Origin of the sequence: Methylocystis heyeri (assembly GCF_004802635.2) — a bacterium.
Lineage (GTDB): Bacteria > Pseudomonadota > Alphaproteobacteria > Rhizobiales > Beijerinckiaceae > Methylocystis > Methylocystis heyeri.
This window is the reverse complement of record NZ_CP046052.1, coordinates 3,978,926-3,991,991: the sequence shown is the minus strand read 5'-3', so window position 1 is coordinate 3,991,991 and position 13,066 is coordinate 3,978,926. Positions and strand designations below refer to the sequence as shown.

Below are 13,066 nucleotides of genomic sequence, written 5' to 3'. Positions count from 1 at the left end.
GTAGAAGCTGATGAAACTCACCCTCTCCTGGCTCAAAACCCATCTCGACACAAACGCCTCTCAGGCCGAAATCGTCGAAACGCTCACGCGCATCGGCCTGGAGGTCGAGCATGTGCACGACCCCGCAGCGGAGCTGAGGAATTTCGTCATTGCGCAAATTCTCTCGGCGGCGCCCCATCCCAACGCCGACCGGCTGCAGGTGTGTCAGGTCGACGCCGGCTCCGGCGCGCCCCTGCAGGTGGTCTGCGGCGCGCCCAACGCCCGGGCCGGGCTCAAAACCGTCTTCGCCGCGCCGGGGACTTACATCCCGGCCAAGAAATTCACGCTCAGCAAGGGCGTCATTCGCGGCGTCGAGTCGCATGGCATGATGTGCTCCGCGGCCGAGCTCGATCTTCCCGGCGATTCCGACGGCATCATCGAACTGCCGGAAACCGCGCCCGTGGGCGCCGTCTATCCCGTCTGGGCCGGGCTCGACGATCCGGTGATCGAAATCAACCTCACCCCCAACCGGCCCGACGCCGCCGGCATCTCCGGCATAGCGCGCGATCTCGCGGCGGCCGGCCTCGGCGCGCTGAAGACGGAGCAGCCCGCGCCCATCGCCGGAGCATTCTCCTCCCCCGTGAGCGTGAAGCTGGATTTGCCCGCCGAGGACGCCCATCTCGCGCCTCTCTTCGGCTTGCGCCTCGTGCGCGGCGTAAAGAACGGCCCGAGCCCGGCCTGGCTGCAGGACCGCCTGCGCTCGATCGGCCTGCGCCCCATCAACGCTCTGGTGGACGTCACCAATTTCCTCACATTCGACTGCGCGCGCCCGCTCCATGTGTTCGACGCCACAAAGGTGAAAGGCGGCCTCGTGGTGCGCCGCGCCCGCGATGGCGAGGAGCTTTTGGCGCTCGACGGCAAAACCTATCGGCTCGACCGCGACATGATCGTCATCGCGGATGAGACGGGACCCGAGTCCCTCGCCGGCGTCATGGGCGGCGAGGCCTCGGGTTGCGACGAATCGACGACCGACGTGCTGATCGAGTCCGCCCTGTGGGACCCGCACAATATCGCCCATACCGGCCGCAAGCTCGGCATCGTGACCGACGCCCGCTACCGTTTCGAGCGCGGCGTCGACCCCGCATTCACCCTGCCGGGACTGGAGCTCGCGACCAGGCTGGTGATCGAGCTTTGCGGGGGCGAAGCGTCCCAGGTCGTTTCGGCGGGCGCCGCGCCGCGGGGAACGCGCGAGGTCGACTTCCCCTTCAGCGAAACCAAGCGCCTCACCGGCCTCGATGTTTCTGCAGAGGAGGCGACGGCGATACTCGCTCGGCTCGGATTTGCGGTCGAGCCCGCCGCCGAAGGGCGCGCGAAAATCACATCGCCGAGCTGGCGCCCCGACATCGAAGGCAAGGCCGATATCGTCGAAGAGATCCTGCGCATCAAGGGCGTCGACGAGATCGTCTCCACCCCGCTGGCGCGGGCGGAGGGCGTCGCGGCCCCCGTGCTGACGCTGCAGCAGAAGCGCATCCGCATCGCGCGCCGGGCCCTCGCCGCTCAGGGGCTCGTGGAGGCGGTCACCTGGTCCTTCGTCTCGGAAAAACAGGCGAGCGGCTTCGGCGGCGGCGGCGCCGCCCTGAAGCTCGCCAATCCCATCGCGAGCGAGCTCTCCGACATGCGGCCCAGCCTTCTGCCTGGTCTCGTGGCGGCTGCGGGGCGCAATGCGGCCCGAGGCTTCGGCGACAACGCGCTGTTCGAGGTCGGGCAGATCTTCTTCAGCGAGGACGAAAAAGGCCAGAAGACCGCAGCCGCCGGCCTGCGCCGCGGTCTTGCGACCGCCCAGGCGGAAGGACGCAGCTGGGCGGCGCCGGCGAAAAAGGCCGGCGTCTTCGACGCCAGAGCCGACGCCTTCGCCCTGCTGCAGGCTTTGGGGGTGGCGACCGGGGGGCTTCAGGTAGTCGCGGGCGGACCGGACTGGCTCCATCCGGGCCGCTCTGGAACCCTGCAATTCGGCCCCAAGGCCATCGTCGGCTATTTCGGCGAGCTGCATCCGCGGCTGCTGCTGGAGCTCGACGTCGAGGGGCCGATCGCCGCCTTCGAGATCTATCTCGACGCCCTGCCGGCGCCCAAGGCCAAGCCGACAAAGACCAAGCCGAAGCTCGAGCTCGTCGATCTGCAGCCGCTTTCGCGCGATTTCGCCTTTATCGTGGACCGCGGCGCCCAGGCCGGCGATCTGCTCAAGGCCGTGCTCGGGGCGGATAAGACGCTTATCGCGGAGGCGCGGATTTTCGACGTCTATGAAGGCGTCGGCGTGCCGGAGGGGAAGAAATCCATCGGCGTCGCGGTCACGGTCCAGCCGCGGGAAAAAACCCTTACCGACGCCGAGATCGACGCATTGGCCAAGAAAATCGTGGCCGAGGCCGAGAAAAAGGCCGGCGCGACGCTGAGGGCATGAGGCGGCTGTTCGCTATTGCGATGCTCGCGGGCGCTACCGCGGTCGCTTTCGCCGCCCCGCGCAGCATCGCCGATTGCGAAAAGATCGAGGCGGCGCTCGCCTACAATGAGTGTCTCGCCTCTTTCGGACCGGCGGCGGGCCATTCCGGGGGCGGGGCGGCTCATTATTCTGCTGCGCCGGGCAAAGCCCCCCCACGCACGGCCGGCGCGCGCAGGCCCGCAAACGGCGTCGGTTTCGCCCGAGCGACGGTCAAGACCGCCGCTGACGGACGCGTGCGAATGGAATTCTTTCCAAAACGCTGATACGAAATCCGCTCGACTGGAGCGGGATTTAGTATTCGTTCGCCGCAAAAACCGATGACGATCGGTGATTTTTGGGGCGGTCGCTTCTGCGGATCGCGAAGCGATCTCGCGGAAGCCGTATGAGACCGCTGGCAGGCGGAAAAAAGGCAAACTCTTAACTTTCCTCTTGGCAAAGCCTGCGCGGCCGGCTACATAGAGCGACCCTGAGAACGGTATTTTGCCGTTTCTCTTTTTCAGATTTCGAGCTTCCGCTATACTTTCGCCCCAATCAGGCAAGAGGAAAGCGGTGGATAGGCCGGGGGGACCGGGGCTTCGCCTCGCGTCCAGTCCGGCCATATCCTGTCCGAGACTGCCGGCGCCCCAGGCTTTGGCCTGTCGGCTTAATGAGTTCCTGGCAAGGCTGACGCTGCGCCCGGAGCGGCCTGCACAGACGGGGAAAACCAAGAATTGCCGGACCGGCGCGGCTCTTTGAGAGCTTCAGTCGCGTCCTTCGAATTTGGTTTGGCGCCCCTTCAACCAAAGCGCTTTGCTTTGGGGACAGGATCTACGGCGCCGTCGTTCAACTGCATCTTGCAGCGGGAAGGCGGCATGTCGCAAACCGGCGGGGCTTCACGGTCCCGCTCGAGGAGAGAGCACCCGTGGACAGAGCGGAGAAAACTCAAGCCGTCGCGGCGCTGAACGAGGTCTTCACCAAGGCTTCGGTCGTCGTCGTGGCGCATTACTCCGGCCTGACGGTCGCCCAGATGCAGAAACTGCGCAAGCAGGCTCGCGCAGAGGGCGCCTCGGTTCAGGTCGCCAAGAACCGCCTCGCCAAGATCGCTCTCGATGGCACGAGCGTCGCCTCCATCGGCTCCCTGCTCAAGGGACCGACCCTGATCGCCTATTCGGACGATCCGGTGGCGGCGCCCAAGGTCGCCGCGGCCTTCGCCAAGGACCATGACAAATTCGTCATCCTTGGCGGCGCGCTGGGCGCGACCGTCCTCAACCCGGACGGCGTGAAGTCGCTTGCGACTCTGCCGTCGCTCGACGAATTGCGCGCAACGCTCGTGGGCCTCGTTCAGGCGCCCGCGACCAAGATCGCGCAGCTGTCGACCGCGCCTGCCGCCAAGCTCGCGCGCGTGTTCGGGGCCTATGCCAACAGAGACGCGGCCTGATCCCAAGGCTGGCAAAACCACTCGCAAAGAACCAAATTCAAAGGACGAAGCACAATGGCTAATCTCGAAAAGATCGTCGAAGACCTGTCCTCCCTCACCGTTCTCGAGGCCGCCGAGCTGGCGAAGCTGCTCGAGGAGAAGTGGGGCGTGTCCGCTGCGGCCGCGGTCGCTGTGGCCGCTGCTCCGGCTGGCGCCGCCGCCGCCCCGGTCGAAGAGAAGACCGAGTTCAACGTGATCCTGGCCGCCGCTGGCGACAAGAAGATCGAGGTCATCAAGGAAGTCCGCGCGATCACCGGCCTCGGCCTCAAGGAAGCCAAGGACCTGGTCGAAGGCGCTCCCAAGCCGCTCAAGGAAGGCGCGAGCAAGGAAGAGGCCGAAAAGATCAAGGCCGCTCTGGAGAAGGTCGGAGCCAAGATCGAGCTCAAGTAATGACTTCGGCCGCTTCGGCGACGATGTGAAGACATTCGCGGTCCCGGCGCGCGCGCCGGGGCCGTTCGTGGTTTAGGCAGTTGGGATATTCTCGAGGTGCAAGCGCTACAGGGCCGGAAGATGGGTTTCGGCTTTGCCGGCGCGGCGGTGCAGGGCGGGCGCGAATTCGCGCTCCGGATCTCGCAGAGAGACTGACCGTTCAGGAAAAGAGGGTCGAGAGGCGACATGGCTCAGACGTCGGCGCGGAAGTTCACCGGTCGCAAGCGGGTTCGCAAGTTCTTCGGACACATCCGCGAAGCGGCGGAAATGCCCAATCTCATCGAGGTGCAAAAGGCTTCCTACGACCAGTTCCTGCTCGTCGACGAGCCGAAAGGCGGCCGTCCCGACGAAGGCCTGCAATCTGTTTTCAAATCGGTTTTCCCGATCTCGGATTTCTCCCAGGTCTCACTGCTCGAGTTCGTCCGCTATGAGTTCGAGCAACCCAAATACGACGTTGACGAATGCCGCCAGCGCGGCATGACCTTCGCCGCGCCGCTGAAGGTGACCCTGCGCCTCATCGTGTTCGACGTCGATCCCGACACGCAGGCGAAGTCGGTCAAGGACATCAAGGAGCAGGACGTCTACATGGGCGACATGCCCTTCATGACGTCTAACGGCACCTTCATCGTGAACGGCACCGAGCGCGTCATCGTGTCCCAGATGCACCGCTCGCCGGGCGTGTTCTTCGATCACGACAAAGGCAAGAGCCACTCTTCCGGCAAGCTGCTGTTCGCGGCCCGCATCATTCCCTATCGCGGCTCCTGGCTCGACATCGAGTTCGACGCCAAGGACATCGTCTATGCGCGCATCGACCGCCGGCGCAAGATTCCGGTGACGTCGCTGCTGTTCGCTCTCGGCCTCGACGGCGAAGAAATCCTGTCGACCTTCTACAAGACGATCGCCTACACCCAGGACGGCGACGCTTGGCGCATGCCGTTCGACGCCGAGCGCCTCAAGGGCGTGAAGGCGGTCGCGGACATCATCGACGCCGACACCGGCGAGGTGATCCTTGAGCAGGGCAAGAAGCTCGCGGTCCGCGCCGCGCGCCAGCTCGCCGAAAAGGGCGTCAAGGCGATCAAGGTTCCGTCCGAGGAACTCTACGGCCAATATCTGGCCCAGGACCTCTTCGATCCCAAAACCGGCGAAATCTTCGCCGAAGCGGGTGACGAAATCTCCGCGAAATCGCTGCAGGTGCTCCTCGACAAGGGTTTCGACGAACTGCCGATTCTCGACATCGACCACATCAACATCGGCCCCTATGTCCGCAACACGCTGGCGATAGACAAGAACAGCGCGCGCGAAGAAGCCCTGTTCGACATCTACCGCGTGATGCGCCCGGGCGAGCCGCCGACCATCGAGACGGCGGAAGCGATGTTCCATTCGCTGTTCTTCGACGCCGAACGCTACGATCTTTCCGCGGTGGGCCGCGTCAAGATGAACATGCGCCTCGATCTCGACGCGCCCGACACGATGCGCGTGCTGCGGCGCGAAGACATCATCGCGGTGGTGCGCGCGCTGGTCGACCTGCGCGACGGCCGCGGCGAGATCGACGACATCGACCATCTCGGCAACCGCCGCGTCCGGTCGGTCGGCGAATTGATGGAGAACCAGTATCGCCTCGGCCTCCTGCGCATGGAGCGCGCGATCAAGGAGCGCATGTCGTCGGTCGACATCGACACGGTGATGCCGCAGGATCTCATCAACGCCAAGCCGGCGGCGGCGGCCGTGCGCGAGTTCTTCGGCTCGTCGCAGCTCTCGCAGTTCATGGATCAGACCAATCCGCTGTCGGAGATCACCCACAAGCGCCGCCTCTCGGCGCTCGGCCCGGGCGGCCTGACGCGCGAGCGCGCCGGCTTCGAGGTGCGCGACGTGCACCCGACCCATTACGGCCGCATCTGCCCGATCGAGACGCCGGAAGGCCCGAACATCGGCCTGATCAATTCGCTCGCGACCTTCGCGCGCGTCAATAAATACGGCTTCATCGAAGCGCCCTACCGCCGCGTGCGCGACTGCAAGGTGACCGGCGAGGTCGTCTATCTGTCGGCCATGGAAGAGCAGAAGTTCCATGTCGCCCAGGCCAATGCGCCGGTCGACAAGGACGGGGGACTGATCGAGGATCTGGTGCTGTGCCGTCACGCCGGCGACGTGGTGCTGGTGCCGCGCGAACGCGTCGACGCGATGGACGTGTCGCCCAAGCAGCTCGTGTCGGTCGCCGCGGCGCTGATTCCGTTCCTCGAGAACGACGACGCCAACCGCGCGCTGATGGGCTCCAACATGCAGCGCCAGGCCGTGCCGCTGGTGAAGGCCGACGCGCCGCTGGTCGGCACCGGCATGGAGGCGGTCGTGGCCGCCGACTCGGGCGCCGCGATCTCGGCGCGCCGCACCGGCGTCGTCGACCAGATCGATGCGACGCGTATCGTCATCCGCGCCACCGAGGAGCAGGACCCCGCCAAGCCGGGCGTCGACATCTACCGGCTGATGAAATACCAGCGCTCAAACCAGTCGACCTGCATCAACCAGAAGCCTCTGGTTCGCGTCGGCGACCAGGTGCGCAAGGGCGACATCATCGCCGACGGCCCCTCGACAGACCTCGGCGATCTGGCGCTCGGCCGCAATGTGCTCGTCGCCTTCATGCCCTGGAACGGCTACAACTTCGAAGACTCGATCCTTCTCAACGAGCGCATCGTCAAGGACGACGTGTTCACCTCGATCCATATCGACGAATTCGAGGTGATGGCGCGCGACACCAAGCTCGGTCCCGAGGAGATCACCCGCGACATTCCCAACGTCTCCGAGGAGACGCTGAAGAATCTCGACGAAGCGGGCATCGTCTACATCGGGGCCGAAGTTCAGGCGGGCGACATTCTCGTCGGCAAGATCACACCCAAGGGCGAGAGCCCGATGACGCCTGAAGAGAAGCTGCTTCGCGCGATCTTCGGCGAAAAGGCGTCGGACGTGCGCGACACGTCGCTCCGCGTGCCGCCGGGCGTGCAGGGCACGATCGTCGAAGTGCGCGTGTTCAACCGCCACGGCGTCGAAAAGGACGAGCGCGCCCAGGCGATCGAGCGCGAGGAGATCGAGCGGCTCGCCAAGGACCGCGACGACGAGCTCGCGATCCTCGACCGCAACGTCTATGCGCGCCTCGCCGAAACCCTGCTCGGCAAGAAGGCGATCGCCGGCCCCAAATCCTTCAAGAAGGACCAGGACCTCACCCAGGCGATCCTCGACGAATATCCCCGCTCCCAGTGGTGGACTTTCGTCGTCGAGGACGACGCCCTGATGTCGAGCATCGAAGCGGTTCGCAAGCAATATGACGAAGCCAAGAAGGGCCTCGAGAACCGCTTCCTCGACAAGGTCGAGAAGCTGCAGCGCGGCGACGAGCTGCCGCCCGGCGTGATGAAGATGGTCAAGGTCTTCGTCGCGGTGAAGCGCAAGATCCAGCCCGGCGACAAGATGGCGGGACGCCACGGCAACAAGGGCGTCGTCTCGCGCATCGTGCCGCAGGAGGACATGCCCTTCCTGGCCGACGGAACCCCTGTCGACATCGTGCTCAACCCGCTCGGCGTGCCGAGCCGCATGAACGTCGGGCAGATTCTCGAAACCCATCTCGGCTGGGCTTGCGCCGGACTCGGGAAGCAGGTGGCTGCGGCGGTCGACGCCTATATGCGCAACAGGGACGCCGAACCGCTGCGCAAGACCCTGACCGACGTCTACGACGGCGACGGCGAAATCTCCACGCTCGACGAGACCACATTGCTCGAGGTGGGCGAGAACCTCCGCCGCGGCGTTCCGATCGCGACGCCGGTCTTCGACGGGGCGCGCGAACCGGACATCGTCGCGATGCTGGCGCGCGCGGGACTCTCGTCCTCGGGCCAGGTCACGCTCTACGACGGACGCACGGGCGAGCCCTTCGACCGCAAGGTCACGGTCGGCTACATCTACATGCTGAAGCTGCACCATCTCGTCGACGACAAGATCCACGCGCGCTCGATCGGCCCCTACTCGCTGGTCACGCAGCAGCCGCTCGGCGGCAAGGCGCAGTTCGGCGGACAGCGTTTCGGCGAGATGGAGGTGTGGGCGCTCGAAGCCTATGGCGCGGCCTATACGCTCCAGGAAATGCTGACGGTGAAATCGGACGACGTGGCCGGCCGCACCAAGGTCTACGAGTCGATCGTGCGCGGCGACGACAACATCGAGTCGGGCATTCCCGAGAGCTTCAACGTGCTCATCAAGGAAATGCGGTCTCTGGCGCTCAACGTCGAGCTCACCAATTCGACCCCCGAAGACGCCGAAGCCTCTCCTGCCGAGGTCGAGGTCGCAGCTCAGTGATTTAAGCGCGCCGCCTGAAGCGAAATCGGGCGGCGCGGCATCGCCTGCGCGGCGCAGCCGTCGGCGCAAGGCCCTTGTGAAATTCGACCGGACGCGGATGGCGAGAAGCCTCCGCGCGCCGCGTCCAGAGGAGAACGCCATGAATCAGCAAGAGGTCATGAATCTCTTCAATCCGGTCGTCGCCCCCCAGGCCTTCGACCAGATTCAGATCTCCATCGCCAGCCCCGAGAAAATCCTCTCCTGGTCCTTCGGCGAGATCAAAAAGCCTGAAACCATCAACTACCGGACCTTCAAGCCGGAGCGCGACGGCCTGTTCTGCGCCCGCATCTTTGGTCCGATCAAGGACTACGAGTGCTTGTGCGGCAAGTACAAGCGCATGAAATACAAGGGCGTGATCTGCGAGAAGTGCGGCGTCGAAGTGACGCTGGCGCGGGTTCGGCGCGATCGCATGGGCCACATTTCGCTGGCCGCCCCGGTCGCGCATATCTGGTTCCTGAAGTCGCTGCCCTCGCGCATCGGCCTTCTGCTCGACATGACGCTCAAGGATCTGGAGCGCATCCTCTACTTCGAATCCTATATCGTCATCGACGCCGGCCTGACGCCGCTGAAGGATCGCCAGCTCCTGTCCGAGGAGGAATATCTCCGCGCGCAGGACGAATACGGCCAGGATCATTTCACGGCCATGATCGGCGCCGAGGCGATCCGCAAGATCCTGGAGTCGATGGACCTCGAGGACATCGCAGCGCGGCTGCGTCAGGAAATCGCGGAAGCGACCACCGAGCTGAAGCCGAAGAAGCTGGCCAAGCGGCTCAAGATCATCGAAGCGTTCATTATGTCGGGCAACAAACCCGAATGGATGATCCTCAAGGAAGTTCCGGTGATCCCGCCGGACCTGCGCCCGCTGGTGCCGCTCGACGGCGGCCGCTTCGCGACCTCGGATCTCAACGATCTCTATCGCCGCGTGATCAACCGCAACAACCGCCTGAAGCGGCTGATCGAGCTGCGCGCGCCGGACATCATCATCCGCAACGAGAAGCGCATGCTTCAGGAGGCGGTCGACGCTCTGTTCGACAACGGCCGCCGCGGCAGGGTGATCACGGGCGCCAACAAGCGGCCGCTGAAGTCGCTGGCCGACATGCTGAAGGGCAAGCAGGGGCGTTTCCGCCAGAACCTGCTCGGCAAGCGCGTCGACTATTCGGGCCGCTCCGTCATCGTCGTCGGCCCCGAGCTCAAGCTGCATCAGTGCGGCCTGCCCAAGAAGATGGCTCTGGAGCTGTTCAAGCCGTTCATCTATTCGCGGCTCGACGCCAAGGGCTATTCGGCCACCGTCAAGCAGGCCAAGAAGCTGGTCGAAAAAGAGAAGCCCGAGGTCTGGGACATCCTCGACGAGGTCATCCGCGAACATCCGGTGCTGCTCAACCGCGCGCCCACCCTGCACCGCCTCGGCATTCAGGCCTTCGAGCCGGTGCTGATCGAGGGCAAGGCGATCCAGCTCCATCCGCTGGTGTGTGCGGCCTTCAACGCGGACTTCGACGGCGACCAGATGGCGGTCCATGTGCCGCTGTCGCTGGAAGCCCAGCTCGAAGCGCGCGTGCTGATGATGTCGACTAACAACATCCTGCACCCGGCCAACGGGCAGCCGATCATCGTGCCGTCGCAGGACATCGTGCTCGGTCTCTATTATCTCACGCTTGAGCGCGACGGCGAACCGGGCCAATACGCCGAGGACCCCAAGAGCAAGGCGCCGATCTCCGGCGTCTACGCGAACATGGGCGAAATCGAGCACGCGCTCGCGGCCAAGACCGTGACCCTGCACGCCAGGGTCAAGGGCCGCGCCTGGACCTACGACAAGGACGGCAACCGCGTATCGAAAATCTTCGACACCACCCCGGGCCGGCTGATCCTCGGCCAGCTGGTGCCGAACCACACCAAGATTCCCTTCGACGTCGTCAACAAGCTGATGACGAAAAAGGAAATCTCCAACATGATCGATACCGTCTACCGCAACTGCGGTCAGAAGGAGACGGTGATCTTCTGCGACCGCATCATGGCGCTCGGCTTCCGCGAAGCCTTCAAGGCCGGCATCTCCTTCGGCAAGGACGACATGGTCGTGCCGGAGACCAAGACCCGCATCGTCGACGAAACCCGGGCCGCGGCCAAGGAATATGAGCAGCAGTACAACGACGGCCTGATCACCCAGGGCGAGAAATACAACAAGGTGGTCGACGCCTGGTCGAAGTGCTCGGAGAAGCTCGCGGAAGAGATGATGATCCGCATCTCCGCCGTCCGCAAGGACGAGCACGGCCGCGATCTGCCGATCAACTCGATCTATATGATGTCGCACTCGGGCGCGCGCGGCTCGCCCACCCAGATGCGCCAGCTCGCCGCCATGCGCGGCCTGATGGCCAAGCCCTCCGGCGAAATCATCGAGAGCCCGATCATCTCGAACTTCAAGGAAGGGCTGACGGTTCTCGAATACTTCAACTCCACCCACGGCGCCCGCAAGGGTCTCGCGGACACGGCGTTGAAGACCGCGAACTCGGGCTATCTCACCCGCCGACTCGTCGACGTGGCGCAGGACTCGATCATCTCCTCCTACGACTGCGGCTCCACCAACGGCATCCGCATGCGCGCGATCATCGACGCGGGCCAGGTCGTGGCGTCCCTGGCGACGCGCATTCTCGGCCGCTTCGCCGCCGAGGATCTGCGGGCGCAGGACGGCGCGATCATCGTGCCCGCCAACACCATGATCCAGGAGTGGCATCTCGAGCCGATCAACGCCGCCGGCATCCAGGAAGTGAAGATCCGCTCCGTGCTGACCTGCGAAGCGCCCAACGGCGTTTGCGCGGCCTGCTACGGGCGCGACCTCGCCCGCGGCGTCCCGGTCAATATGGGCGAAGCGGTGGGCGTCATCGCGGCCCAGTCGATCGGCGAGCCCGGCACGCAGCTCACGATGCGCACCTTCCACATCGGCGGCGCGGCGCAGCTTGCGGACCAGTCCTTCATCGAGTCGAACTTCGACGGCGTGGTCCACATCCGCAACCGTCATCTGGCGCGCAACTCCGACGGCGACCTGATGGTCATGGCCCGAAACGTCGCGGTGGTGATCACCGGTCCCGACGGCGTCGAGCGCGCGGTCAACCGCGTGCAATACGGCGCCAGGCTGAAGGTCGACGAAGGCGACAAGATCAAGCGCGGCGAACGCATCGCCGAGTGGGACCCCTACACCCGTCCGATCCTTTCCGAGGTGGACGGCGTGGTGGGCTTCGAGGATCTGGTCGAAGGCCAGTCCATGGCGGAGACGGCGGACGAGTCGACCGGCATCACCAAGCGCATGGTGATGGACTGGCGCCTCAACCAGCGTTCGGCCAGCCTCAAGCCGGCCATCGTCATCAAGACCCACGAAGGAAAGATCGCCAAGCTGCAGCGCGGCGGCGACGCCCGCTATCTGCTGCCGGTGGATTCGATCATCGCCGCCGAGCCGGGCCAATCCCTGAGAGCGGGCGACATCGTCGCGCGTATTTCGCTGGAAAGCGCCAAGACCCGCGACATCACCGGCGGTCTGCCGCGCGTCGCGGAGTTGTTCGAGGCGCGCCGGCCCAAGGATCACGCGATCATCGCCGAAATCTCGGGCACGGTGCAGTTCGGCAAGGACTACAAGAACAAGCAGCGAATCAGCATCGTCCCGCATGAGGAAGACGCCGAGCCGGTCGAATATCTGATCCCGAAGGGCAAGCACATCCATCTCCAGGACGGCGACGTCGTGGAGAAGGGCGACTACATCGTCGACGGCAACCCCGCCCCGCACGACATCCTTGCGATCAAGGGCGTCGAGGAGCTGGCCGCCTATCTCGTCAACGAGATCCAGGAGGTCTATCGCCTGCAGGGCGTCAACATCAACGACAAGCACATCGAAGTGATTGTCCGGCAGATGTTGCAGAAGGTCGACATCGTGGATGCGGGCGACACCCCCTTCCTCGACGGCGAGCAGGTCGACGAGACCGAGTTCGAGGAAGCCAACGAGAAGTGCCTGGCCGAAGGCAAGACGCCGGCGACGGCGACGCCGGTCCTGCTCGGCATCACCAAGGCTTCGCTGCAGACGCGGTCCTTCTTCTCCGCGGCCTCCTTCCAAGAGACGACCCGCGTCCTCACCGAGGCGGCCGTCAACGGCAAGGTCGATCCTCTGGTCGGCCTCAAGGAAAACGTGATCGTGGGACGTCTAATCCCTGCGGGCACGGGCGCGGCGATGGCGAAGTTCCGTTCGATCGCCACCGGCCGCGACGATCTCATCATCACCCAGCGGGCCGAGGCCGCGCCTTCCACGGCGCCTCAACTTCCGCCTGCGGAGTAATGACACAAAAAGGCCGCCCTCCGGGGCG

The 13,066-nt window shown here is 64.8% G+C and carries 6 protein-coding genes; all 6 read left to right on the top strand.

The window, feature by feature from the left end:
• Nucleotides 1-10: 10 nt before the first annotated feature.
• The 6 genes from pheT to rpoC all read left to right on the top strand — a co-directional run bounded on the left by pheT (nt 11) and on the right by rpoC (nt 13,038).
• Nucleotides 11-2,434 carry a phenylalanine--tRNA ligase subunit beta gene (pheT, locus tag H2LOC_RS17975; protein ID WP_136497339.1) on the top strand — a complete coding sequence of 808 codons (2,424 nt, stop codon included), beginning with the start codon at nt 11-13 and terminating at the stop codon, nt 2,432-2,434.
• The gene (locus H2LOC_RS21620; RefSeq protein ID WP_136497340.1) at nt 2,431-2,736 is read left to right on the top strand and encodes a hypothetical protein; all 306 of its coding nucleotides are present in this window, start codon (nt 2,431-2,433) and stop codon (nt 2,734-2,736) included. Before pheT ends, H2LOC_RS21620 begins: the two co-directional genes overlap by 4 nt.
• A 638-nt stretch (nt 2,737-3,374) precedes the next feature.
• Nucleotides 3,375-3,890 carry a 50S ribosomal protein L10 gene (gene rplJ / locus H2LOC_RS17965; RefSeq protein ID WP_136497341.1) on the top strand — a complete coding sequence of 172 codons (516 nt, stop codon included), beginning with the start codon at nt 3,375-3,377 and terminating at the stop codon, nt 3,888-3,890.
• A gap of 54 nt (nt 3,891-3,944) precedes the next feature.
• Entirely contained in the window at nt 3,945-4,319 is a 375-nt protein-coding gene (rplL, locus tag H2LOC_RS17960) for a 50S ribosomal protein L7/L12 (protein ID WP_136497342.1), read from the top strand.
• Between the two features lie 225 nt (nt 4,320-4,544).
• Nucleotides 4,545-8,687, top strand: a complete 4,143-nt coding sequence (gene rpoB, locus H2LOC_RS17955) for a DNA-directed RNA polymerase subunit beta (RefSeq protein ID WP_136497343.1) — start codon at nt 4,545-4,547, stop codon at nt 8,685-8,687.
• Between the two features lie 139 nt (nt 8,688-8,826).
• The gene (gene rpoC, locus H2LOC_RS17950) at nt 8,827-13,038 is read left to right on the top strand and encodes a DNA-directed RNA polymerase subunit beta' (protein WP_136497344.1); all 4,212 of its coding nucleotides are present in this window, start codon (nt 8,827-8,829) and stop codon (nt 13,036-13,038) included.
• Nucleotides 13,039-13,066 lie beyond the last annotated feature (28 nt).